Annotated in this window: 24 protein-coding genes; 19 read left to right on the plus strand and 5 right to left on the minus strand. The window is 60.6% G+C overall.

The window, feature by feature from the left end:
• The first annotated feature begins 57 nt into the window (after nucleotides 1-57).
• A complete protein-coding gene (locus ACP7CZ_RS23325; RefSeq protein WP_294191524.1) occupies nucleotides 58-1,161 on the plus strand; it encodes a sigma-54 interaction domain-containing protein in 1,104 nt (367 codons plus the stop codon).
• Here ACP7CZ_RS23325 and ACP7CZ_RS23330 read toward each other — a convergent pair.
• Nucleotides 1,150-1,515: an antibiotic biosynthesis monooxygenase gene (locus ACP7CZ_RS23330; protein ID WP_034127271.1), complete on the minus strand. Its 366-nt coding sequence runs from the start codon at nucleotides 1,513-1,515 to the stop codon at nucleotides 1,150-1,152. The genes ACP7CZ_RS23325 and ACP7CZ_RS23330 overlap by 12 nt on opposite strands.
• A 100-nt stretch (nucleotides 1,516-1,615) precedes the next feature.
• Between ACP7CZ_RS23330 and soxR the strand changes: the two genes are divergently transcribed.
• From soxR to ACP7CZ_RS23380, 10 genes are all read left to right on the plus strand, one after another.
• Complete coding sequence (gene soxR / locus ACP7CZ_RS23335) at nucleotides 1,616-2,065, plus strand: redox-sensitive transcriptional activator SoxR (protein WP_294191528.1); 450 nt, start codon at nucleotides 1,616-1,618, stop codon at nucleotides 2,063-2,065.
• Nucleotides 2,066-2,149: 84 nt separating this feature from the next.
• Nucleotides 2,150-2,608, plus strand: a complete 459-nt coding sequence (locus ACP7CZ_RS23340) for a VOC family protein (protein WP_054897881.1) — start codon at nucleotides 2,150-2,152, stop codon at nucleotides 2,606-2,608.
• Nucleotides 2,609-2,892: 284 nt separating this feature from the next.
• The gene (locus ACP7CZ_RS23345; RefSeq protein WP_294191532.1) at nucleotides 2,893-4,095 is read left to right on the plus strand and encodes a PepSY-associated TM helix domain-containing protein; all 1,203 of its coding nucleotides are present in this window, start codon (nucleotides 2,893-2,895) and stop codon (nucleotides 4,093-4,095) included.
• Nucleotides 4,092-4,628 carry a thiamine pyrophosphate-binding protein gene (locus ACP7CZ_RS23350; RefSeq protein WP_186527853.1) on the plus strand — a complete coding sequence of 179 codons (537 nt, stop codon included), beginning with the start codon at nucleotides 4,092-4,094 and terminating at the stop codon, nucleotides 4,626-4,628. Before ACP7CZ_RS23345 ends, ACP7CZ_RS23350 begins: the two co-directional genes overlap by 4 nt.
• Complete coding sequence (locus tag ACP7CZ_RS23355; RefSeq protein WP_020301064.1) at nucleotides 4,625-4,948, plus strand: hypothetical protein; 324 nt, start codon at nucleotides 4,625-4,627, stop codon at nucleotides 4,946-4,948. The genes ACP7CZ_RS23350 and ACP7CZ_RS23355 overlap by 4 nt, the downstream gene beginning before the upstream one ends.
• Nucleotides 4,945-5,505: a DUF6162 family protein gene (locus ACP7CZ_RS23360; RefSeq protein ID WP_014717807.1), complete on the plus strand. Its 561-nt coding sequence runs from the start codon at nucleotides 4,945-4,947 to the stop codon at nucleotides 5,503-5,505. Before ACP7CZ_RS23355 ends, ACP7CZ_RS23360 begins: the two co-directional genes overlap by 4 nt.
• Nucleotides 5,506-5,524: 19 nt before the next feature.
• Nucleotides 5,525-6,445, plus strand: coding sequence for a metal ABC transporter substrate-binding protein (locus ACP7CZ_RS23365; protein ID WP_236282764.1), 921 nt, complete (start codon nucleotides 5,525-5,527; stop codon nucleotides 6,443-6,445).
• Nucleotides 6,442-7,188: a metal ABC transporter ATP-binding protein gene (locus ACP7CZ_RS23370; RefSeq protein WP_186527851.1), complete on the plus strand. Its 747-nt coding sequence runs from the start codon at nucleotides 6,442-6,444 to the stop codon at nucleotides 7,186-7,188. Before ACP7CZ_RS23365 ends, ACP7CZ_RS23370 begins: the two co-directional genes overlap by 4 nt.
• Nucleotides 7,185-8,084 (plus strand): metal ABC transporter permease, encoded by a 900-nt coding sequence (locus ACP7CZ_RS23375; protein ID WP_003190154.1) that lies wholly within the window; start codon nucleotides 7,185-7,187, stop codon nucleotides 8,082-8,084. The genes ACP7CZ_RS23370 and ACP7CZ_RS23375 overlap by 4 nt, the downstream gene beginning before the upstream one ends.
• Complete coding sequence (locus tag ACP7CZ_RS23380) at nucleotides 8,084-9,037, plus strand: metal ABC transporter substrate-binding protein (RefSeq protein WP_294191538.1); 954 nt, start codon at nucleotides 8,084-8,086, stop codon at nucleotides 9,035-9,037. Before ACP7CZ_RS23375 ends, ACP7CZ_RS23380 begins: the two co-directional genes overlap by 1 nt.
• Nucleotides 9,038-9,183: 146 nt before the next feature.
• Here ACP7CZ_RS23380 and ACP7CZ_RS23385 read toward each other — a convergent pair whose 3' ends face one another.
• Nucleotides 9,184-9,897 carry a UTRA domain-containing protein gene (locus ACP7CZ_RS23385; protein WP_054897875.1) on the minus strand — a complete coding sequence of 238 codons (714 nt, stop codon included), beginning with the start codon at nucleotides 9,895-9,897 and terminating at the stop codon, nucleotides 9,184-9,186.
• A gap of 351 nt (nucleotides 9,898-10,248) precedes the next feature.
• On the opposite strand from ACP7CZ_RS23385, the gene ACP7CZ_RS23390 reads away from it, so the two are divergent.
• From ACP7CZ_RS23390 to ACP7CZ_RS23425, 8 genes are all read left to right on the plus strand, one after another.
• A complete protein-coding gene (locus ACP7CZ_RS23390) occupies nucleotides 10,249-11,325 on the plus strand; it encodes an ABC transporter substrate-binding protein (protein ID WP_003190150.1) in 1,077 nt (358 codons plus the stop codon).
• 216 nt (nucleotides 11,326-11,541) lie between these two features.
• Nucleotides 11,542-12,348, plus strand: coding sequence for an alkaline phosphatase family protein (locus ACP7CZ_RS23395; protein WP_252951117.1), 807 nt, complete (start codon nucleotides 11,542-11,544; stop codon nucleotides 12,346-12,348).
• Entirely contained in the window at nucleotides 12,345-13,190 is an 846-nt protein-coding gene (locus tag ACP7CZ_RS23400) for an ABC transporter permease (RefSeq protein ID WP_044267910.1), read from the plus strand. The genes ACP7CZ_RS23395 and ACP7CZ_RS23400 overlap by 4 nt, the downstream gene beginning before the upstream one ends.
• Complete coding sequence (locus ACP7CZ_RS23405; protein ID WP_054921680.1) at nucleotides 13,177-13,977, plus strand: ABC transporter permease; 801 nt, start codon at nucleotides 13,177-13,179, stop codon at nucleotides 13,975-13,977. The genes ACP7CZ_RS23400 and ACP7CZ_RS23405 overlap by 14 nt, the downstream gene beginning before the upstream one ends.
• Entirely contained in the window at nucleotides 13,974-14,963 is a 990-nt protein-coding gene (locus tag ACP7CZ_RS23410) for an ABC transporter ATP-binding protein (protein WP_034127242.1), read from the plus strand. Before ACP7CZ_RS23405 ends, ACP7CZ_RS23410 begins: the two co-directional genes overlap by 4 nt.
• 33 nt (nucleotides 14,964-14,996) lie before the next feature.
• Nucleotides 14,997-15,650, plus strand: a complete 654-nt coding sequence (locus tag ACP7CZ_RS23415; RefSeq protein WP_054897873.1) for an HAD family hydrolase — start codon at nucleotides 14,997-14,999, stop codon at nucleotides 15,648-15,650.
• 361 nt (nucleotides 15,651-16,011) lie between these two features.
• Complete coding sequence (locus tag ACP7CZ_RS23420; RefSeq protein ID WP_223816873.1) at nucleotides 16,012-18,093, plus strand: carboxy terminal-processing peptidase; 2,082 nt, start codon at nucleotides 16,012-16,014, stop codon at nucleotides 18,091-18,093.
• A 117-nt stretch (nucleotides 18,094-18,210) separates the two neighbouring features.
• Nucleotides 18,211-19,980 carry a bifunctional diguanylate cyclase/phosphodiesterase gene (locus ACP7CZ_RS23425; protein WP_294191550.1) on the plus strand — a complete coding sequence of 590 codons (1,770 nt, stop codon included), beginning with the start codon at nucleotides 18,211-18,213 and terminating at the stop codon, nucleotides 19,978-19,980.
• On the opposite strand, the gene ACP7CZ_RS23430 is transcribed toward ACP7CZ_RS23425, so the two are convergent.
• The 3 genes from ACP7CZ_RS23430 to ACP7CZ_RS23440 form a co-directional block, all read right to left on the minus strand.
• Nucleotides 19,977-20,348, minus strand: coding sequence for a hypothetical protein (locus tag ACP7CZ_RS23430; protein WP_005786715.1), 372 nt, complete (start codon nucleotides 20,346-20,348; stop codon nucleotides 19,977-19,979). The two genes, ACP7CZ_RS23425 and ACP7CZ_RS23430, sit on opposite strands and share 4 nt — an antisense overlap.
• The gene (locus ACP7CZ_RS23435) at nucleotides 20,345-20,683 is read right to left on the minus strand and encodes a helix-turn-helix domain-containing protein (protein WP_034127238.1); all 339 of its coding nucleotides are present in this window, start codon (nucleotides 20,681-20,683) and stop codon (nucleotides 20,345-20,347) included. The genes ACP7CZ_RS23430 and ACP7CZ_RS23435 overlap by 4 nt, the downstream gene beginning before the upstream one ends.
• Nucleotides 20,684-20,779: 96 nt before the next feature.
• Nucleotides 20,780-21,235: a YkvA family protein gene (locus ACP7CZ_RS23440; RefSeq protein ID WP_056788425.1), complete on the minus strand. Its 456-nt coding sequence runs from the start codon at nucleotides 21,233-21,235 to the stop codon at nucleotides 20,780-20,782.
• Nucleotides 21,236-21,649: the final 414 nt, after the last annotated feature.

Below are 21,649 nucleotides of genomic sequence, written 5' to 3' on the forward strand. Positions count from 1 at the left end.
GCCCGACTGTTCGCCACGCAACGGTCGCCATGGCGACAGCCCTTCAACGAGGTGCCCATGCAGTTATTGACCCTACCGCCCTCCCCCGCACTCGCGACCTCGATCCGCGCCACCGCTCAGGTCTTTGAGGCCCCTGAATCCCAGGCCTTGCTCAACCACATCCAGCAAGTGGCGCCCAGCGACGCAAGCGTGTTGATCATCGGCGAAACCGGTACCGGCAAAGAGCTGGTGGCGCGCCATATCCACAACCTCAGCGCGCGGCGCAACCGGCCGTTCGTGGCGGTGAACTGCGGGGCATTCTCCGAATCCCTGGTGGAAGCCGAGCTGTTCGGCCATGACAAAGGTGCCTTTACCGGTGCCCTGAGCGCCAAGGCCGGCTGGTTCGAAGAGGCTGACGGCGGTACCTTGTTCCTCGATGAGATCGGCGATCTGCCAATGGCAATCCAGGTCAAACTGTTGCGGGTATTGCAGGAGCGTGAAGTCGTACGCCTGGGCTCGCGCAAAAGCATTGCGATTGATGTGCGCGTGCTCGCCGCGACCAACGTACAACTGGAAAAGGCCATCAACGCCGGGCATTTCCGCGAAGACCTCTACTACCGTCTCGGCGTGGTCAGCCTGGAACTCAGCCCACTGCGCGAGCGCCCTGGCGATATCCTGCCGCTGACCTGGCACTTTATCGAAGTCTACAGTCGGCGCCTGGGCTACGGCCCCATCACCATCAGCCGTGAGGCCGAGCACAAGCTCAAGAGCTACAGCTGGCCAGGCAACATCCGCGAATTGGAAAACGTCATCCATCACACCCTACTGATCTGCCGCAAAGGCGTGATAGGGCGCGACGATTTGCGCCTGTCGAACATGCGTATCGAGCGCCAGGACGACAACCCGCACCACATTGGTAACAGCGCCGAAGCCTTGCTGGCGCGGGCGTTTCAAACGCTGTTCGAGGAACAGACCGGCGCCCTGCATGAAAAGGTCGAAGACGCACTCTTACGTGCGGCCTACCGCTTCAGCCATTACAACCAGGTGCATACCGCCAACCTGCTGGGCCTGAGCCGCAACGTCACGCGCTCGCGCTTGATCAAGCTCGGCGAGCTGGCGGTGAACAAACGTCGACCTGGCGAAAACGTGCAGGGCGGGCGGATGCTGCATTTATCCATTTAGGCGACAGTGCAGCGCGTTGTCATGGCTGCGCTCAAAGCTTTGCAGCACCTGGAACGAACCGAAGGTCACCGCCGTTGCCTGGTGGGCGCGAATCAGCGTCCAGAAATCTTCGCCGCGCTGCTCGAAGAACTTGAACGCCGCCTCGCCATCTGCGCGCGATTGCCATTGCAAGTAATTGAGCACCCGCCGGCCGTCCTCGCTGACCTGCACGCTGGCACTCAGAAAACCATCGTGGCCCTCGGCCAGTCGTTCGCTTTGAGTGGACAAGGCCGCCACCAGGGCATCTTGCTGCTGGGGGTTGATCTGAAACTCGATCAACTGAGTGAAGCCGCGACACTTCTCCGATACCTGCATGAACACTCCCCTCTCTTTGTAGGCAGAATCTTGCGATTCGATGCCACGCAGGGTAAAACCTCTACTTAAGTCGAGGTCAAGCACTGTTTGGGAGATGTTCATGCTCAATAAGGAACTCAGCGTCGGGCAGCTCGCTGCTCGCAGCGGCGTAGCGGTTACTGCCCTGCACTTCTACGAGGCAAAAGGGCTGATCAAGAGCAATCGCAATGCAGGTAACCAGCGGCGTTATCCACGGGATGTATTGCGGCGCGTAGTGGTGATCAAGATCGCCCAGCTCCTGGGCATTCCGCTGGCTACCATTGGCGAGGCATTACGCACCTTGCCCGATGAGCGCGCACCCAATGTTCACGACTGGGAGCGCCTATCGGCGTTGTGGCGTGAAGACCTGGATGAGCGCATCAACAAACTGGTGCTGCTGCGCGACAAGCTCAATGGCTGCATCGGTTGCGGGTGCTTATCGATGGAGGCGTGCCCGTTGCGCAATCAGGACGATAAGCTCGCTGAGTATGGGCCGGGCGCCCAACTGCTGGAGCCCACCACACCGCCTTGATAAAAGCACCTCGTCGGTTGCCCGCAGGCCACGCATTACGTGGCCTATAGTGAAATGTTCATACCTCGACTCAGGGAGAATGTCATGAACGTTAAAGCTATTCCCGACGGTTATCACAGCCTCACACCTTATATGGGCATCGACAAAGCGGGCGAGGCCATCGAGTTCTACAAAAAAGCCTTTGGCGCCACGCAAGTCATGCGCCTGGACATGCCCGACGGCAGGGTGGGTCATGCCGAACTGCGGATTGGTGATTCATCGCTGATGCTCGGTACGCCCTGCGATCAAATGGCCCTGCGCAATCCGGATGAGCACACCAGCATTGGTCTGCATCTGTATGTGGAAGATGTGGATGCACAATTTCAACGAGCGGTTGATGCCGGCGCCACCGTGGTGTCCGAGCCGAAGGATCAGTTTTATGGCGACCGCTCTGCGAGCGTGAAAGATCCGTTCGGTCATCTCTGGTTCCTGGCCACGCACAAGGAAGACCTCACCGAGGAGCAGATACGCCAGCGCGCCATGGAGTTGTTCAAGCAAGGCTGATAGTTGCAACGCAATACACATCCCATGTGGGATTTGGCTTGCCTGCGGTGCAGACGACTCGGTGCATCCGTTGGATCGAGTCGATGTCATCGCAGGCAAGCCAGCTCCCACAGGGTTACGCCATACACCCTGAATGCAATCCTGAAACATTTTCTTTCATATCCGCCTTAGGGATTTCTCATTCTCATCCGTCTTAACTTAGATACAGCCTGTCGCGTCAGCAAAAGCTACGACTGGCCTTTTCCGGGCCTCTATCGCCCCCTCCGTTCAAGACCCTCATTCATATGTCGAAGAAGTCACGCTCCAAACTCTGGTTTCTCGTTCATAGCTGGCTGGCGTTGCCCATCTGGTTCTTTGTGCTGATCGTCTGCGTTACCGGCACGCTGGCCGTGGTGAGCCAGGAAATCGTGTGGCTGGCCAACCCGGATATCCGCGCCAGCAAGCCGTCGGATGAAGCCCAGCCGTTGAGCTTTGACCAGGTGATCGCGGCCATCAAGCGCGATGAACCCAAGGCTATCGTCCAGTCCATTATCCGCCCGGATGAGTCGCACTTCGCGCTAAGCGTCGGCCTCAGCTACCCGGATGGGCGCTCCGTGGAGGTGTATGCCAACCCCTACACCGGCGCGATCCAGGGCATCAGCCCCTCGTTCAATTTCCAGCAATTCACCCGCGCCCTGCATGGCTGGTGGCTGGTGCCGTTCACCAATGGGTACAGTTGGGGCTGGTACCTGGTGTCCGCGCTGGGCTTGCCGCTGCTCGCCTCGCTGATCACCGGGCTGGTGGTGTACAAGCGCTTCTGGAAAGGCTTCCTTCGTCCTACCCTGCGCATCCGCCATGGCGCGCGAATCTTCTGGGGCGACTTTCACCGCCTGAGCGGCATCTGGTCGATCTGGTTTATCGCGGTCATTTCAATCACTGGCACCTGGTTCCTGATCGAGGCTGTCCTGGGCGACAACCAGATATCCATTTCCAGTGAACCCATCGTGCCAGTTATCGCACGGGACAAGGTGCCGCTGTCGGCGCCGGGCGTGCCGGCACCGATGATCCCTATCGACAAGGCGATCGACATCGCCGCCGAGCGAATCCCCGGCCTGGACGCCAGCTTTGTGTTCATGCCAAGCAACGCCTACAGCCACCTGCAGATCGGCGGGCGTGGCTGGTACCCGTTGATGTTCCAGACCGCACAGCTGAACCCCTATGACGGTGAAATCGCGGTCTCCAACCTGTTGTCCGACCGTACCCCGCTGGAATTCGTCACCGAGTCGATGCGCCCACTGCACACCGGGGACTTTGGCGGTTTGTGGATCAAGCTGATCTGGGCATTCTTCGGCCTGGTGCTGAGCATGATGGTATTGAGCGGCTTGCTGATCTGGACCAAGCGCACCGCCCTGGCCACCCTCAACGCCCTCAAGCGCGAGGCCAAGACGCAACGTCAGCACGCGCCCATCCCGGCCATGCACGCCGACACCTCGGAGGCTCGGCGATGAGCAAGGTCGCAACCGTACTCCCGTCCCCGCTGCGCGCCTTTTGGCTGAAATGGCGTTTCCATATCAACATCCTGCTGTTGCTGGTGCCGCTGGGGTTCATGCCCAAATACTTTGCCGACGCCGCGTTGTTTCGCGGGGATACCGGCATCGGCGAGCGCGTGGCCGGGCAAGTGCAAGTCGGCCCCTGGAGCCTGACGCTGGCTGAGTTTCGCAACGAAGGCCCGAGCCCGAACCCGGCTGGCCCGATGAAGTTCTTCAACGCTGCCCTGTGCGATACCTGTGCCGAGCAGGTCAAGGCCACTTACCTGCGTATCGGCAAACCCCGCAGCCTGCGCGCCGCCGGAGTGATCTTCTTCGGCACGCCGTACCGTATGGGCGCCGCCCTGCCGATCCCCGAACGCACCCCGGCGGACGCCGAAATATGGGTGACCATGGAAGGGTGGGACGGCAGCATGCACCAGGGTTCCATCCCGCTGAGCCAGGCCTCGCCTGCCACCATTGCCTGGCTGAACAAGCAAGGAGTCAAACCATGACGTTCAAGCGCTTCACCCGCGCCGCGCTGTTGCTGTGCGCCGGCCTGAGCACCACCGCCTTCGCCCACAACCCGATGTGCGAATGCAAGGAAATCCCCGGTGAGCAGATCCAGTGCAAAGGCGGCTTCTCCGACGGCAGTGGCGCCCCCGGCGTTACCCTGGATGTGATCGGCTACGACGAAACCATCCTGGTGCCGGGCAAGCTCGGCGAGGATTCGACCCTGACCTTCAAGAAGCCCGCCGCCGAATTCTACGTGCTCTTCGATGCCGGCCCCGGCCACGTGGTGGAAATCGACCAAGCGGATATCCCGTCGCAATGAGTACCACACAGGTTGTACGCCCCGCCGGCGCGGGCCACGAAACCCTTTATGTGTTGCTGTTGTGTCTGATCATCCTCGCGGTGGCGGGCACGGTCGTGGCGCTGCATGGGGAAACCCAGGAAGTCGCGGCGGTGCCAAGCCATCAGCTGGACGCCCGCCGCGACCTGAGCGCCGCCGAGCAAGGCATCTACGCCGACCTGCGGGTGACCCTGGATGAAATCCACCTGTTGCAGCAGGAACACAGCGCCCTGCCGACGCCTGAGCAACTGGCCGAAGAAGGCTTCGCCCCCTTTGCCCAGGACGCTAGCTCAGTAAGCCGAGGCGGCCACCGCTGGCAGTTGCTGGCACCGGCTGCCTACCTGGGCTTGAGCCAGGCGCCGGCCACCAGCGGTTCGCTGCTGATGCGCGTGCAAGGCAGTGAGCCGGATATCTGGCTCAACCGCAGCGCCAACCTTGCCGCTCCATCCGACCTCACTGACCAGGCGCTGATCGCGGCCGGCTGGCAGCAGGTGGTCGCGCAATTCGATGCCGGCGTTACCCGCCAGCACCGTCACTGAACGAGAAGACCGATTGCCCATGTCTATGTCATCGCCCCTGTTGCGCCTGTTGCTGGTTGGCCTGTTCAGCCTGATGCTCGCCCCCCTTGCCAATGCCGAGGCGGCCAAGCGCCTGCGTATCGGCATTACCTTGCACCCCTATTACAGCTACGTGGCCAATATCGTGGGCGACAAGGCCGAAGTGGTGCCGCTGATTCCCGCCGGTTTCAACCCCCATGCCTACGAGCCGCGCGCCGAAGACATCAAGCGCATCGGCACCTTGGATGTGATCGTGCTCAACGGCGTCGGCCATGACGACTTCGCCGACCGTATGATCGCCACCAGCGAGCGCCCGGACATCCCGGTGATCGAAGCCAACGCCAACGTGCCGCTGCTCGCCGCTACAGGTAACGCGGCACGCGGTGCGGGCAAGGTGGTCAACCCGCACACCTTCCTGTCGATCAGCGCGTCGATTGCCCAGGTCAATAACATTGCCCGTGAGTTGGGCAAGCTCGACCCGGACAACGCCAAAACCTACACCCAGAACGCCCGCGCCTACGGCAAGCGCCTGCGCCAGATGCGCGCCGACGCCCTGGCCAAGCTGACCAGCGCGCCCAACCCCGACCTGCGTGTCGCCACCGTACACGCGGCCTACGACTACCTGTTGCGCGAGTTTGGCCTGGAGGTCACCGCCGTGGTCGAGCCGGCCCACGGTATCGAGCCAAGCCCCAGCCAACTGAAAAAGACCATCGATGAACTGCGTGCTCTGGATGTGAAAGTGATTTTCTCGGAGATGGATTTCCCGTCCACCTACGTCGATACCATCCAGCGTGAATCCGGGGTCAAGCTGTACCCGCTGTCGCATATTTCCTACGGCGAATACAGCGCCGAGAAGTACGAAGTGGAGATGGCCGGCAACCTCAACACCGTGGTACGGGCGATTCAGGAGTCGGGAGCATGACCGCCGCACAGCAACTGAACCCCGTCAGCGTCGGCCCCACCCTGAACTTCGACCAGGTCTCGCTGACCCTGGGGCGCACCGTGATCCTTGATGGCGTGAGTTTCCAGGTACAACCGGGCAGCATCCACGCGCTGGTCGGCCCCAACGGCGGCGGCAAAAGCTCGCTGATCAAGACCCTGTTGGGGCAGACGCCGCACCAGGGGCGTTTGAGCCTGGAATGGCCAACCACACCCGGCACCATCGGTTACGTGCCCCAGGCGCTGGAATTTGACCGGGGCTTGCCGATGACTGTGGACGATTTCATGGCTGCCATGTGCCAGCGTCGCCCGGCGTTTCTGGGCCTGTCCAGGCATTACGCAGCAGCGATTGGCGATGCCCTTGAACGCGTCGGCATGCAAGACAAGCGCAAGCGCCGCATGGGCGCGTTGTCCGGCGGTGAGCGCCAGCGCGTACTGCTGGCCCAGGGGCTGATTCCGGCGCCGCAGTTGCTGGTGCTGGATGAACCGATGTCGGCCCTCGACGAGGCGGGTATCCAGGTGTTCGAGCGGCTATTGAACGACTGGCGCCTGGCTGGGATTACGGTGCTGTGGATCGAGCACGACCTGGAGGCCGTTGGCCGCCTGGGCGACCGCGTCACCGGTCTGAACCGCCGCGTGCTGTTCGACGCCACACCGAAAGAGGCGCTGACCCCGGACCGCCTGCTCACTTTGTTCTCCACCCACCCTCGGAGCCCGGCGCCATGAGTTATGAAGCCTTTCGCTTGATGGTCCAGGGCTGGGCCTCTTCCGGTTACCTGCCCGAAGCCCTGGCCTACGGGTTTGTGGTCAACGCCCTGCTCGCCGGCTTGTTGATCGGCCCGGTGCTGGGCGGCCTGGGCACGCTGGTGGTGGTCAAGCGCTTTGCGTTTTTCTCCGAAGCGGTCGGCCATGCCGCGCTGACCGGCGTGGCCGTGGGCATCCTGCTGGGAGAACCCTATACCGGGCCTTATGGCAGCCTGTTTGGCTACTGCCTGCTGTTCGGCATCCTGCTCAATTACCTGCGTAACCGCACCGGCCTGGCGCCCGATACCTTGATCGGCGTATTCCTGTCCGTGTCCCTGGCACTGGGGGCAAGCCTGCTGCTGATCCTGGCCGGCAAGATCAACGTGCACATTCTCGAGAACGTGCTGTTTGGCTCGGTGCTGACGGTCAACGGCAACGATCTGCTGGTACTGGCCATTGTCGGCTCGCTGGTGATGGCCCTGGCATTGCCGTTGTACAACCGCATCATGCTGGCCAGTTTCAACCCGCAATTGGCGGCAGTGCGCGGGGTGGCGGTGAAAAGCCTGGACTACCTGTTCGTGATCCTGGTGACCCTGATCACCGTTGCCGCGGTCAAGGTCATAGGCGCAATCCTGGTCGGCGCCTTGCTGGTGATTCCTGCCGCTGCGGCGCGCCTGTTGAGCCAGTCACTCAAAGGGTTTTTCTGGATCTCGGTGTTGATCGCTACCGTCAGCACCCTGTGCGGCATCCTGCTGCCGATCATCTTCGACCTGCCCATCCCATCCGGCGCCGCCATCATTCTGGTTGCCGGTATCGCCTTCGCCTTCGCCGCCATCGCCCGTGGCGTTGTGCCCAGCCTCAAAGGGAATCTTGGATAATGCGCCCTGTCTTTCGCCCATTGGTCCTGGCCATCGCTTGCTTGATGAGTACGTCGGCGCTGGCCGTCGACGGTTTCGACGCCAAGGACTTCAAAGTCAACCAGGGCCTCGGTCACGCAGCCCTGACCAAGACCAAGCAGCCGGTCAAGGTGCTGGCCTCGCTGCCGATTACCTACGGCTTGGCCGAGGCGCTGCTCAAAGGCACCAACGTAGCGCTTGAACGCGCCGCGCCGGCCAATCTGCCGGGTTCGCGGCAGGTGTCCTACTTCACCGGCCGCGGTGCTGCGGCACTGAATAAGCTGGCGCTGGACGCCGACGCGGCTATCGGCCTGCGCTCGCTGTGGGCCGATGACCCGCTGTACCCCGTGGCGCGGCGCAGCAATATCCGCATCGTCGAAGTCGATGCCGCACGCCCGGTGGACGGCGGCTTGCCGGGTATCGCAGTACAACCGGGTGTCACCGATGGCTTGAACAGCCAACCCTGGCAATCGAGCAACAATATGGGGCGCATGGCCGACGTGATGGCCGCCGACCTGAGCCGCCTGGCGCCGGCTGCCAAACCCAGGATCGACGCTAACCTGGCCGCGCTCAAACAGCGTTTACTCAAGCTCACCGCCGACAGCGAGGCGCGCTTGGCCAAGGCCGACAACCTGAGTGTGCTCAGCTTGAGCGATCACTTCGCGTACCTGGTCAGCAGCCTGAACCTGGAAGTGCTCGGCACCGATGCACGGCCCGATGCCGAGTGGACGCCCGAGGCGCTGCAAAAACTCAGCAGCACGTTGAAGGACAACGATGTGGCCGTGGTGCTGCATCACCGTCAACCCAGCGATGCAGTCAAAACCGCCATCACTGCCGGCGGCTCCAGACTGTTGGTATTGAATGTGGACGGTGCCGACCCGGTGATGGAGTTGGAAACCAATGTGGACCAAGTGATCAAGGCACTCACACCCTAGGCAAGCCACCGATCCGTCAGAGATAAACTCGGTTCATTGTGGGAGCTGGCTTGCCTGCGATGCGGACGCCTCGGTTTATCAGGCGCACCGAGTCGATACCATCGCAGGCAAGCCAGCTCCCACATGGGTTCGCGGTGCACCAGCCGCTACACCACATCCACACCCACATGAATCGCATCATGCCGCCAGAACTCCAGGTCACAGTCGATCAGGCGTTGATGCTGGTCGTAATTGACCCGGGCGATGCGCAAGCCCGGGCTGCCTACCGAGACCCGCAGCGCAGCGGCCGCTTCCACCGGCAGTGAGGTCGGCACAATCTCGAAGCGCACCCGCCCGTAGCGCAAGTCATATTTGCTGGCATACAGCTCAGTCATCGACTGATTCAAATCACACGCCAGGATTCCCGGAAAATACTGCGGGTTCAGATAGTGCTCCACATACAACACCAGGCGCCCGTCAATCCTGCGCCCCCGGCAAATCTGGATCACGCTCGACAACGCCGGCAACTGCAACCACGCGCACACCGCCGCCGACGCCGGTTGCAAGCGTGCTGAGATGACCTGCGTGGAAGCCTCACGCCCCTGGTCGCTGACCATCGCGTGAAAATGGCTGCGCTGCATCAGGTTATAGGCCAGCCGTGGCGGCGAGACGAACCAGCCCCGACGCTCTTCGCGGTAAATCTGCCCTTGGGCCTCAAGCTGTAACAAGGCTTCCCGCACGGTAATCCGAGTGGTACCAAACAACTCGCTGAGCTTGCGTTCGGCGGGCAGTTTGCTGGCAGGCGGCAACAGGCCATGGTCGATCTGCTCTTGCAGCGCCAGGCCGATGGAGGTTACCGCCTTGATTGCCTCATCACGCATCAACGTTACCTATCTGGACTAGACCAGCACCGTTCAGGTGCACAAAACGCGCTCTATCTGGGCTTCTGCTGCTGTGTGCCAGCCTAGGCACTCCACATGACCGACAGATGACAAAGGCTGTCGACTGCCTCTACCACCCCCTGCAATACATCGGCCAAGTCCAGAGCCTGCGGGCACTTGGACATGGTCTACGCTAAGTCGGAGCTGAGCGACATCAGCGCTTCAAAAACGACATCGACATGAAACTGTCATCCAGGGGGCCTAGATTGGCTCAGGTATTGCTGACCTAGACCAAACCACCGCTAACGTTCAGATAAAACGCCGCGTTGAAAACGCCCAAAGGAGCTTCGGATGAAACAGCTTTTCCTGGCATCACTGTTAGGCTCGACCATTGCCATGTGCACCGCCGCCATGGCTGCTGATACCGATCTAAAAACCTTGGAAGCCGCCGCCAAAGCGGAAGGCGCCGTCAACAGCGTCGGCATGCCCGATGACTGGGCCAACTGGAAAGGCACCTGGGAAGACCTGGCCAAGACCTACGGCCTCAAGCACATCGACACCGACATGAGCTCGGCCCAGGAAATCGCCAAGTTCAAAGCCGAAAAAGACAACGCCAGCGCCGATATCGGTGACGTGGGCGCAGCCTTCGGCCCGATCGCGGTGAAACAGGAAGTCACCCAGCCGTACAAACCGTCCACCTGGGCGCAGGTGCCGGATTGGGCGAAAGACAAGGACGGTCACTGGGCCCTGGCCTACACCGGCACCATTGCCTTTATCGTCAACAAGAAGCTGCTGCACGGCTCCGAAGTGCCCACCACCTGGGCTGACCTGCAAACCGGTAAATACAAGGTCTCGGTGGGTGACGTGAGCACCGCCGCCCAAGCCTCCAACGCGGTCCTCGCCGCGGCCATCGCCAACAAGGGTGACGAGAAAAACATCGCGCCGGGCCTGCAATTTTTCACCAAGATCGCCCAGCAAGGTCGGCTCTCGCTGTCCAACCCGACCATCGCCACCATGGAAAAAGGCGAAGTCGAAGTGGGCCTCGTCTGGGACTTCAACGGCCTGAGCTACAAGGCCAAGATGGCCAACCCGGATGACTACGTGGTGCTGATCCCCTCGGATGGCTCGGTGAAATCCGGCTACACCACCATCATCAACAAATACGCCAAGCACCCGAACGCCGCCAAGCTCACCCGCGAATACATCTTCAGCGATGCCGGCCAGCTCAACCTGGCACGCGGCAATGCGCGTCCGATCCGGGCTGAAACCGACTTGAAACTGCCGGCAGATGTTGCCAAAAACCTGATCCCGGGCGAGCAGTACACCAAGGCCAACCCGCAGCCGATCAAGGATGCCGATGCGTGGGAAGCGACGTCCAAGAAGCTGCCACAGATGTGGAACGAGCAAGTCATCGTAGAAATGAAGTAATCGGTCTCTCTGATCCAAAGGCGGTCAGTGTGGGAGCTGGCTTGCTGTGGCGAGGGAGCTTGCTCCCGCTCGACAGCGTAGCTGGAGCCGGCTTTTTGGGGGTGCTCCGCACCCCAGCGCAAGCAAAGTTGCTCGCCACAACAAGCCAGCTCCCACATTTGATCCCATCCCAAGTTGATACTGAGCCATACCCTCTGTTGCGGAGCCCCAGCCCCCATGAAGCACACTGTCATCCTTGTGGTGCTCGACGGCCTCAACTTCGAGGTTGCCCGGCACGCCATGGGGCACTTGCAGGCCTACGTCGGCGCAGGACGCGCAGCCCTCTACACACTGGAATGTGAACTGCCTGCCCTGTCCCGCCCGTTGTATGAATGCATCCTCACCGGCGTGCCGCCGATCCAAAGCGGTGTCGTGCACAACAACGTCTCGCGCCTGTCCACCCAGCGCAGCATTTTCCATTACGCCACCGACGCCGGCTTGAGCACCGCGGCGGCGGCTTACCACTGGGTCAGCGAGTTGTATAACCGCACGCCCTTTCTCGCCGCCCGCGATCGTCACACCGACGACAAGGCGCTGGCGATCCAGCACGGGCATTTCTACTGGAATGACCACTACCCCGATTCCCACCTGTTCGCCGACGCCGAAAGCCTGCGGCTCAAGCACGCGCCAAACTTTTTGCTGGTGCACCCGATGAACATCGATGACGCCGGCCACAAGCATGGCCTCGACACCGCGCAATACCGCAATAGCGCACGCTCGGCCGACATTATCCTGGCCGACTACCTGCAAGGCTGGCTCAACGCCGGCTACCAGATACTGGTCACCGCCGACCATGGCATGAACAACGACCGCTCCCACAACGGCCTGTTGCGCGAAGAACGGGAAGTGCCACTGTTTGTCATCGGTGACGCCTTCAGCCTGGACACCGACGCCGTGCCTAAACAGACCGACCTGTGCGGCACCGTCTGCGAACTGCTCGGCGTGCCCCACGACAAACCTGTGTGCCGGGAGTTGCTCAAGTGAATGCATTGACCCGCGGCAAATGGCTGGCCCTGCTGTGCCTGCTGCCCTTCGCACTGTTCTTTATCGTGTTCGAGATCGCGCCACTGGTGTGGGTGCTGATCAGCAGCCTTCAAACCGAAGAGGCCGGCTGGGGCCTGGAAAACTTCACCCGCATCTTCACGTCGAAGTTCTACCGGCAGGCCATCCAGTTCAGCCTGGAGATCAGCTTTTACTCCAGCATCTTCGGCATCATCATCGCCACCTTGGGCAGCTACTCACTGCGCCGAGTGGATTCGCCGCTGCGCAACTTCGTCACCGCGTTCGCCAACATGACCAGCAATTTCGCCGGCGTGCCCCTGGCCTTCGCGTTCATCATCCTGCTGGGGTTCAACGGCAGTATCACCCTCATGCTCAAGCAGGCCGGGATCATCGAGGACTTCAACCTGTACTCGAAAACCGGCTTGATCATCCTTTATACCTATTTCCAGATCCCCCTCGGCGTACTGTTGCTCTACCCGGCCTTTGACGCATTGCGCGAAGACTGGCGCGAATCTGCCGCGCTGCTCGGTGCGAATGGCTGGCAGTTCTGGCGCCATATCGGCCTGCCGGTGCTCACCCCGGCCCTGCTCGGCACCTTTGTGATCCTGCTGGCCAATGCCCTGGGCGCCTACGCCACGGTCTATGCGCTTACTACCGGCAACTTCAACGTGCTGCCAATTCGCATTGCCGGCCTGGTCTCCGGCGATGTGTCGCTGGACCCGAACATGGCCAGCGCCCTGGCCGTGGTGCTGGTGGCGCTGATGACCGTGGTCACGGTGGTGCATCAACTGCTGCTCAAGAGGAGCTACCATGTCTCGCGCTGAAGCCAGTACGCCCTCCCTCTACCATCGAGTGGTGGTGTACCTGTTGTTCCTGATCCTGGTGCTGCCGCTGGTGGGCACTTTTGTCTACTCGATTTCCAGCAGTTGGTCGGCAACCATCCTGCCCGCCGGCTTCAGCGTGAAATGGTATGTACAGCTGTGGAGCGACCCGCGCTTTCTGATGGCCTTCGGGCAATCGTTGCTGGTGTGCGTGGGCGCACTTATCCTCTCGGTGGTGTTGATCTTGCCGCTGCTGTTCGTGGTGCATTACCACTTTCCCAAGCTCGACGCGCTGATGAACATCCTGATCCTGCTGCCCTTTGCGGTGCCGCCGGTGGTGTCCTCGGTGGGTCTGCTGCAACTGTACGGTTCCGGGCCGCTGGCGATGGTGGGCACGCCGTGGATTTTGATCGGCTGCTACTTCACCGTCGCGCTGCCGTTCATGTACCGAGCGATCACCAACAACCTGCAAGCCATCAACCTGCGCGACCTGATGGACGCTTCGCAACTGCTCGGCGCCAGCACCTGGCAGGCCGCGATCCTGGTGGTGCTGCCCAACCTGCGCAAGGGCCTGATGGTGGCGCTGCTGCTGTCGTTCTCGTTCCTGTTCGGCGAGTTCGTGTTCGCCAACATCCTCGTCGGCACCCGCTACGAAACCCTGCAGGTGTACCTCAACAACATGCGCAACAGCAGTGGCCATTTCACCAGCGCCGTGGTGATCTCTTATTTCTTCTTTGTACTGGTACTGACCTGGGCCGCCACTCTCTTGAACAAGGACAAAAGCCAATGAGCTTCGTCAGCGTCCAACACCTGCAAAAAGGCTACGCCGGCACCCCGGTGTTCAGCGATATCAATTGCGAGGTCGCCAAAGGCGAGTTCGTCACCCTGCTCGGCCCGTCCGGTTGCGGCAAATCCACTTTGCTGCGCTGCATCGCCGGGCTTACGCCGGTGGACAGTGGCCAAATCCTCCTGGATGGCCAGGACATCGTGCCCCTGAGCCCACAGAAGCGCCAGATCGGCATGGTGTTCCAGAGCTACGCGCTGTTCCCCAACATGACCGTGGAACAGAACGTTGCCTTCGGCCTGCGCATGCAAAAGGTCAACGCCGACGACAGTCACAAGCGCGTGCAAGAAGTGCTGCAACTGGTGGAACTCAAGGACCTGGCCGGCCGCTATCCGCACCAGATGTCCGGTGGCCAGTGCCAGCGCGTCGCCCTCGCCCGCTCCCTGGTAACCCGCCCGCGCCTGCTGTTGCTCGATGAACCGCTGTCGGCGCTGGATGCACGTATTCGCAAGCACTTGCGCGAGCAGATCCGCCAGATCCAGCGCGAGCTGGGGCTGACCACGATCTTCGTGACCCATGACCAGGAAGAAGCGCTGACCATGTCCGACCGCATCTTCTTGATGAACCAGGGCAAGATCGTGCAGAGCGGCGATGCCGAAACCCTCTATACCGCGCCGGTGGATGTGTTCGCTGCTGGGTTTATCGGCAACTACAACCTGCTCGATGCCGACAAGGCCAGCCAACTGCTGCAGCGACCGATCAGCGGGCGTATCGCGATTCGCCCCGAGGCCATCGAGTTGAGCCGCAGTGGCGAGCTCGATGCGTTGGTGCGTAGCCACAGCCTGCTGGGTAACGTAATTCGCTACCGCATCGAAGCCCGTGGTGTCGAGCTGGTGGTGGATGTGCTCAATCGTTCGGCCGACGACCTGCATCCGGACGGCCAACGCCTGGCACTTTCCATCGACCCCAGCGCACTGTGTGAAGTAGCCTGACAGGCAGCGACCTATTGAGAGAGAGCATCACCGATGGCATTGGTAATTTTTGATCTGGACGACACCTTGATCCACGGCGACTGCGCCACGCTGTGGAGCGAACAGATGGGCCGCCTCGGCTGGGTAGACCCTGAGTCATTCATGCGCAGGAACAACGAGCTGATGGATGCCTACAGCCAGGGCAAGCTGTTGATGGAAGATTTCATGGATTTCAGCCTGGAGCCGATGATCGGCCGAACCCCGGAAGAAATCGAGCACCTGGTGGAGCCGTGGGTCGAGGACGTGATCGAGCCGCTGATCTACAGCGACGCCACCAAGACCATCGCCCGCCACCGCGCGAACGGTGACCGGATCCTGGTGATTTCCGCTTCGGGCACTCACCTGGTCACGCCGATTGCTGCGCGTATCGGTATCGAGGAAGTGCTGGGGATTAACCTGAGCGTCAGCCATGGGGTATACGACGGCAAGACAGAGGGTGTACTGACTTACCGTGAAGGCAAGATCACGCGGTTGCTGGAATGGCTGGAGCAGGAAGGCGAAACCCTTGAAGGTGCCTATTTCTATTCGGACTCGCGCAATGATTTACCGCTGCTGCTCAAGGTGGATCACCCGCAGGTGGTGAACCCGGACCCGGTGTTGCGCGCCAATGCCGAACAGGCCGGCTGGCCGATCCACCACTGGACCTGAATCAATAGACATCAACCTGTGGGAGCTGGCTTGCCGGCGATAGCGGTGCAACAGTGAAGAATTCTTCATCTGGCGCACCGCTATCGCAGGCAAGCCAGCTCCCACACTGACTGCATTTCAATCTAGGATTCGGTCAGGCTATTGGCAATATGGACTACACCGGACGTAGGACGAGGTTGTTCTAGCCCCCCACATCACCGTCAACGCCTTGCAATGCTTTCACAGTGCCTCCATAGTGAGTCTGGACTGAGCCCGGTGCTGTAGCGCCGGGCTTTTTGCATTATGCGACCGGACCATATGGAACCGGCTCCCTCAAAGACGGCCTAATATGCGTTATCAATTGCCCCCGCGTCGAATCAGCATGAAGCATCTGTTCCCCAGCACCGCCCTCGCTTTTTTCATTGGTCTCGGCTTCGCGTCGATGTCGACCAATACGTTCGCAGCCAATAGCTGGGACAACCTTCAGCCTGATCGCGATGAGGTGATTGCCAGCCTTAACGTCGTCGAGTTGCTCAAGCGCCATCACTACAGCAAGCCGCCGCTGGACGACGCTCGCTCGGTGATCATCTACGACAGCTACCTCAAGCTGCTGGACCCCTCGCGCAGCTACTTCCTGGCCAGCGATATCGCTGAGTTCGACAAGTGGAAGACCCAATTCGACGACTTCCTCAAGAGCGGCGACCTGCAACCCGGCTTCACCATCTACAAGCGTTACCTGGACCGCGTCAAAGCGCGTCTGGACTTCGCGTTGGGTGAGCTGAACAAGGGCGTCGACAAACTCGATTTCACCCAGAAAGAAACCCTTCTGGTAGACCGCAAGGACGCCCCTTGGCTGACCAGCACCGCAGCCCTGGACGACCTGTGGCGCAAACGCGTCAAGGACGAAGTGCTGCGCTTGAAGATCGCCGGCAAAGAGCCCAAGGCCATTCAAGAACTGCTGACCAAGCGCTACAAAAACCAGCTGGCACGCCTGGACCAGACCCGTGCCGAGGATATCTTCCAGGCCTACATCAACACCTTTGCGATGTCCTACGACCCGCACACCAATTATCTGTCGCCAGATAACGCGGAAAATTTCGATATCAATATGAGTCTGTCCCTGGAAGGCATCGGTGCCGTCCTGCAAAGCGACAATGACCAGGTGAAGATCGTACGTCTGGTGCCGGCAGGCCCTGCTGACAAAACCAAGCAAGTGGCACCGGCCGACAAGATCATCGGCGTGGCCCAGGCCGACAAAGAGATGGTCGATGTGGTCGGCTGGCGCCTGGACGAAGTGGTCAAGCTGATCCGTGGGCCTAAAGGCAGCGTGGTGCGCCTGGAAGTGATTCCGCACACCAATGCACCGAACGACCAGACCAGCAAGATCGTGTCCATCACCCGTGAAGCGGTGAAGCTCGAAGACCAGGCCGTGCAGAAGAAAGTCCTCAACCTCAAGCAGGATGGCAAGGACTACAAGCTGGGCGTGATCGAAATCCCGGCCTTCTACCTGGACTTCAAGGCGTTCCGCGCCGGTGATCCGGACTACAAGTCCACCACCCGCGACGTGAAGAAAATCCTGACAGAACTGCAGAAAGAGAAAGTCGACGGCGTGGTCATCGACCTGCGCAACAACGGCGGCGGCTCCCTGCAGGAAGCCACCGAGCTGACCAGCCTGTTTATCGACAAGGGCCCGACCGTATTGGTACGCAACGCTGACGGCCGTGTCGACGTGCTCGAAGACGAGAACCCGGGTGCCTTCTACAAAGGGCCGATGGCGCTGCTGGTCAACCGTCTCTCGGCCTCGGCCTCGGAGATTTTCGCCGGCGCCATGCAGGACTACCACCGCGCACTGATCATCGGCGGCCAGACCTTCGGCAAAGGCACCGTGCAGACCATCCAACCGCTGAACCATGGCGAGCTCAAGCTGACACTGGCCAAGTTCTACCGGGTATCCGGGCAGAGCACCCAGCATCAAGGCGTACTGCCGGATATCGATTTCCCTTCGATCATCGACACCAAGGAAATCGGCGAAAGCGCCCTGCCTGAAGCCATGCCGTGGGACACCATCCGCCCTGCGATCAAGCCGGCGTCGGATCCGTTCAAGCCCTTCCTGGCTCAGTTGAAGGCTGACCATGACACCCGCTCTGCCAAGGACGCCGAGTTCGTGTTTATCCGCGACAAGCTGGCCCTGGCCAAGAAGCTGATGGAAGAGAAGACCGTCAGCCTCAACGAAGCGGATCGCCGTGCACAGCACTCCAGCATCGAGAATCAGCAACTGGTGCTGGAAAACACCCGCCGCAAGGCCAAGGGTGAAGACCCGCTCAAAGAGCTGAAGAAAGAAGATGAAGACGCGCTGCCGACCGAGGCGGATAAAACCAAGCCGGAAGACGACGCTTACTTGGCCGAGACTGGCCGGATCCTGCTGGATTATCTGAAAATCACCAAGCAGGTGGCCAAGCAGTAAATGATGGCGATTTAATGTGATCGCTCCTCGGAGTGTCATCATATAGACATCATTCTGTCGTGAAATAAAAGGACCGCAGGTTTACGCCTGCGGTCCTTTTTTTTGATCGAGACCGCCATGACCATGACCGAACAGCTGAATGCATTGGGCTCAATCCTGGCTCAAGGCAGTTTGCACAGCCTGTTCCAACCGATCATCTGCCTGTCGGAGCGGCGCATCCTCGGTTATGAAGCTCTCAGTCGTGGCCCGTCCAACAGCCCGCTGCACTCCCCCGTCGCACTGTTCTCGGTGGCCAGCCACGCCGGGCGCCTGAGCGAATTGGACATGGCGTGTCGAGAGAGTGCATGCCGGCGCTTCAGCGAGCAGAAACTGCCCGGCAAGCTGTTCCTCAATATCTCTCCCGAATCCTTGATGGAGAACGCACATCAGCCAGGGCGCACGCTGCAACTGTTGCGCGACTTCGGCATTTCTCCCAGCCAAGTGGTGATCGAGCTAACCGAGCAGGCACCCACCGACGATTTCGCGCTGCTGCAAACTGCCTTGCACCACTACCGCGACATGGGCTTTGCCATCGCACTGGATGACTTGGGCGCCGGTTATTCCAGCTTGCGGTTGTGGTCCGAGCTGCGCCCGGACTACGTGAAGATCGACCGGCACTTTATTGACGGCATTCACCAGGACGCCCTCAAGCGTGAGTTTGTCGGCTCGATCCTGCAGATCGCCAGGGCGTCCCGCGCCCAAGTGATTGCCGAGGGCATCGAGTTGCCGGAAGAACTGGCGGTGTTGACCGAGATGGGCGTCGACCTGGTCCAGGGCTACCTGCTCTGCCGCCCTCAGGAAAAGCCGCCGCAGGAAGCGCGCCTGATGCTGCCCAAGCCGGATAACGCCACGCTGGCCCTCAATGACGAAGGCAGTGACTTGAGCGCCCTGCTCAATGAGCAGCCCGCCGTGGATCAAGACACCGCCACCGCTCAAGTGCTGGAATCGTTCCGCCGCCAGGCCAACCTCAACTCGCTGGCGGTATTGGACGGCCGCGGTTGCCCGGTCGGCATTGTGCACCGGCACTCGTTGTCTGACGCGTTGCTCAAGCCGTTCGCGACCGATCTGTTTGCACGTAAACCCATCAGCCGCTTGATGAGCGATGACTTTTTGGCGGTGGAACTGAGCCAGTCCTTGCAGCAGGTCAGCCGCTTATTGACCAGCCGCGCGCGGCAACGCATCGAAGAGGATTTCATCATAACCCTGAACGGTGATTACCTGGGGCTGGGTCGGGTCATCGACGTGCTCAAGTTGATCACGGAGCTGAAAATCCAGCAGGCCCGCTACGCCAACCCGTTGACCTTGTTGCCTGGCAATGTGCCGATCCAGCAGTGCCTCACCCGGCTGCTGCAGCAACAGCGCGAGTCGGTGATCTGCTATGTGGATATCGACAGTTTCAAACCGTTCAACGATATCTACGGCTACGGGCGCGGGGATGAAGTGCTGCTGTGCCTGGCGCAGTGCCTCAACGACCGGGTAGACCCCAGCCGCGACTTTGTCGGGCATATTGGTGGGGATGATTTTTTGCTGGTGCTGGGCCCGCAGGATTGGCGCAAGCGGCTCAACCAGTTGCTGGATGACTTCCATACCCAATGCCGACGCTTCTACCGCGCTGAACATCTGGAGGCTGGGTGCTTCGTGGCCCTCAATCGCCAGGGCGTGCGCCAGGAGTTTGCGTTGCTGTCGCTGTCCATCGGTGTAGTGCACTTGTATCCTCAGGCCTGCGCACAACTCGATGCCAGCCAGTTGGCAGAACTGGCGTCACAAGCCAAGCACCAAGCCAAGGATGTGGCGGGCTACAGCATCCACGTGATCGACAGCATGGACACCCGCCCCCAGGCGCTTTAGGCCTCGGCGGACTCCGGGTACTCGTACTCGAACACCCGCACCACTTCGGAAGCATGCCAGGACGCGGCGGCCACGCCGTCAGAAGGCCCGCTGAACCGCCCCAGGCGCTCCACACATTCGAAAAAACCGGTGCGCGGCAGGCGGCTGGCGCCCTGGCTGATCACCAGGGAACTGCGCAGCGGCTGCTCGGCCTTGGCATCCAGTGCCGCCAGGTGCTCCAGGGCCGCCGCCAGGGTCTGCATGGCCGGCGTGGGGAATTGCAGGCGCTCAAGCAGTGCACGGTACGTGAGCAAATGGCGCTGGCGCCGCGCCTGATCCAGTTCGTTGAGCAACCCATCCCAGTGTTGACGGCTAATACGTAGGCTCAAGACTCATCCCTCCAACCTGCTACGCCCAATTCCCAAGCCAGGCTGCGGCGAATGGCGGCATCCGGCTGGCGTTCACCACTTTCAATCAATCCAAGGTATGAGGGGCTGATCCCCACTGTGCGTGCCAGGGTCTCGATAGCCAGCCCCTTGGCTTCACGCAGGCCGCGCAGGGCTGCGAGCGGGCGCAGGTCCTGATCAATGGCGGTAGAGGCGGCAGGGGAAGAAGCGGGTGTAGGTTGCTGCTGACCGGCAGCTTTTAGCAGCGCCTGGTACTGGTCCCATGGCAACACCGCGTATTCGGGTGCGCCATCGCGTGAAATGATCTGAATATCCATGACTGCCCCGTAGGATAAAAACACTTACTAAGTAAGCTCTTTCCTTAGAAGTGTAATCCTAACAGCCACAAAGGTCGCAGGGGATACCGGGCAACATTAGTTTTTTTGTGGGTTTTCCCGGGCCAGCAGCTCAGGCGTCGCTGGCAGGCGCTCAACCACCGCGAGTTTTTCCGGGCGTTGCGCATCGCGCCACGCACGAAAGGCGCTCAGTTCGCCGCTCAGGGTCTTCATGACCCATGCCAGCACGGCGATGTCATCCAGCATGCCGAACATCGGGAGGAAATCCGGAATCGCATCAATCGGGCTGAGAAAATACATCAGCCCCGCCACCACCGAGATCAGCGCCTTAGGGCTGATCGCACGGTATTCGCCGCGCCAGTAAGCCAGGCACAGGGCCTGCAGTAACTTGAGATCATCCTTGAGCTGGCCGAGCCGATTGCCTTGGCTTGAACCTTTGGCAGCGACGGCAAACAGCAAGGTTGGCAAACGCCCCCGACCGAGCAAGCGTGCGGCCATGGGCAGGAAACGGGTGAAATTGAACGGTGGTTTCATTGGGCACTCCAGTTCCAGGCGACATAAAAGGTTATCCACACAAATTGTGGATAACCTTGTGAACAGAGCCTGTTTTATCGGCTGAAAGCCACGGACTACAAGGCCTACAGTCAGATCGGGCGTTTTTTGCGCACATAAAAAAAACCCAAGAATTCATTGACTTGGCATGTATGTGCGGCTACCCGTGCTCGAGTCTTATATCAGACTGTGTCCGGTTGCGGACGTTCGTTTGGATTTGCAGAGGCTTCAACGTAGGGGCTGGCTGGCGTGCGATAGCCATAGACATCTACACGACCCGGTACGACGTGGCAGCCTGCCAGCCGATGCCTATCTCCCAGACACCCCCGGCTCCAAATGTGGGAGCTGGCTTGCCTGCGATTGCCTTAGGCATCAACACAACTTTACAGGCCGTAG

It is taken from the genome of Pseudomonas sp. DWP2-2 (genome assembly GCF_049897065.1).
In the GTDB taxonomy this organism is placed as follows: domain Bacteria; phylum Pseudomonadota; class Gammaproteobacteria; order Pseudomonadales; family Pseudomonadaceae; genus Aquipseudomonas; species Aquipseudomonas paracarnis.

Bases quoted from the DNA above. Each gene is read 5' to 3' on its own strand.
- ACP7CZ_RS23325 (WP_294191524.1), top strand. From the start codon at position 58: ATGCAGTTATTGACCCTACCGCCCTCCCCCGCACTCGCGACCTCGATC.
- ACP7CZ_RS23330 (WP_034127271.1), bottom strand. From the start codon at position 1,515: ATGCAGGTATCGGAGAAGTGTCGCGGCTTCACTCAGTTGATCGAGTTT.
- soxR (WP_294191528.1), top strand. From the start codon at position 1,616: ATGCTCAATAAGGAACTCAGCGTCGGGCAGCTCGCTGCTCGCAGCGGC.
- ACP7CZ_RS23340 (WP_054897881.1), top strand. From the start codon at position 2,150: ATGAACGTTAAAGCTATTCCCGACGGTTATCACAGCCTCACACCTTAT.
- ACP7CZ_RS23345 (WP_294191532.1), top strand. From the start codon at position 2,893: ATGTCGAAGAAGTCACGCTCCAAACTCTGGTTTCTCGTTCATAGCTGG.
- ACP7CZ_RS23350 (WP_186527853.1), top strand. From the start codon at position 4,092: ATGAGCAAGGTCGCAACCGTACTCCCGTCCCCGCTGCGCGCCTTTTGG.
- ACP7CZ_RS23355 (WP_020301064.1), top strand. From the start codon at position 4,625: ATGACGTTCAAGCGCTTCACCCGCGCCGCGCTGTTGCTGTGCGCCGGC.
- ACP7CZ_RS23360 (WP_014717807.1), top strand. From the start codon at position 4,945: ATGAGTACCACACAGGTTGTACGCCCCGCCGGCGCGGGCCACGAAACC.
- ACP7CZ_RS23365 (WP_236282764.1), top strand. From the start codon at position 5,525: ATGTCTATGTCATCGCCCCTGTTGCGCCTGTTGCTGGTTGGCCTGTTC.
- ACP7CZ_RS23370 (WP_186527851.1), top strand. From the start codon at position 6,442: ATGACCGCCGCACAGCAACTGAACCCCGTCAGCGTCGGCCCCACCCTG.
- ACP7CZ_RS23375 (WP_003190154.1), top strand. From the start codon at position 7,185: ATGAGTTATGAAGCCTTTCGCTTGATGGTCCAGGGCTGGGCCTCTTCC.
- ACP7CZ_RS23380 (WP_294191538.1), top strand. From the start codon at position 8,084: ATGCGCCCTGTCTTTCGCCCATTGGTCCTGGCCATCGCTTGCTTGATG.
- ACP7CZ_RS23385 (WP_054897875.1), bottom strand. From the start codon at position 9,897: ATGCGTGATGAGGCAATCAAGGCGGTAACCTCCATCGGCCTGGCGCTG.
- ACP7CZ_RS23390 (WP_003190150.1), top strand. From the start codon at position 10,249: ATGAAACAGCTTTTCCTGGCATCACTGTTAGGCTCGACCATTGCCATG.
- ACP7CZ_RS23395 (WP_252951117.1), top strand. From the start codon at position 11,542: ATGAAGCACACTGTCATCCTTGTGGTGCTCGACGGCCTCAACTTCGAG.
- ACP7CZ_RS23405 (WP_054921680.1), top strand. From the start codon at position 13,177: ATGTCTCGCGCTGAAGCCAGTACGCCCTCCCTCTACCATCGAGTGGTG.
- ACP7CZ_RS23410 (WP_034127242.1), top strand. From the start codon at position 13,974: ATGAGCTTCGTCAGCGTCCAACACCTGCAAAAAGGCTACGCCGGCACC.
- ACP7CZ_RS23415 (WP_054897873.1), top strand. From the start codon at position 14,997: ATGGCATTGGTAATTTTTGATCTGGACGACACCTTGATCCACGGCGAC.
- ACP7CZ_RS23420 (WP_223816873.1), top strand. From the start codon at position 16,012: ATGAAGCATCTGTTCCCCAGCACCGCCCTCGCTTTTTTCATTGGTCTC.
- ACP7CZ_RS23425 (WP_294191550.1), top strand. From the start codon at position 18,211: ATGACCATGACCGAACAGCTGAATGCATTGGGCTCAATCCTGGCTCAA.
- ACP7CZ_RS23435 (WP_034127238.1), bottom strand. From the start codon at position 20,683: ATGGATATTCAGATCATTTCACGCGATGGCGCACCCGAATACGCGGTG.
- ACP7CZ_RS23440 (WP_056788425.1), bottom strand. From the start codon at position 21,235: ATGAAACCACCGTTCAATTTCACCCGTTTCCTGCCCATGGCCGCACGC.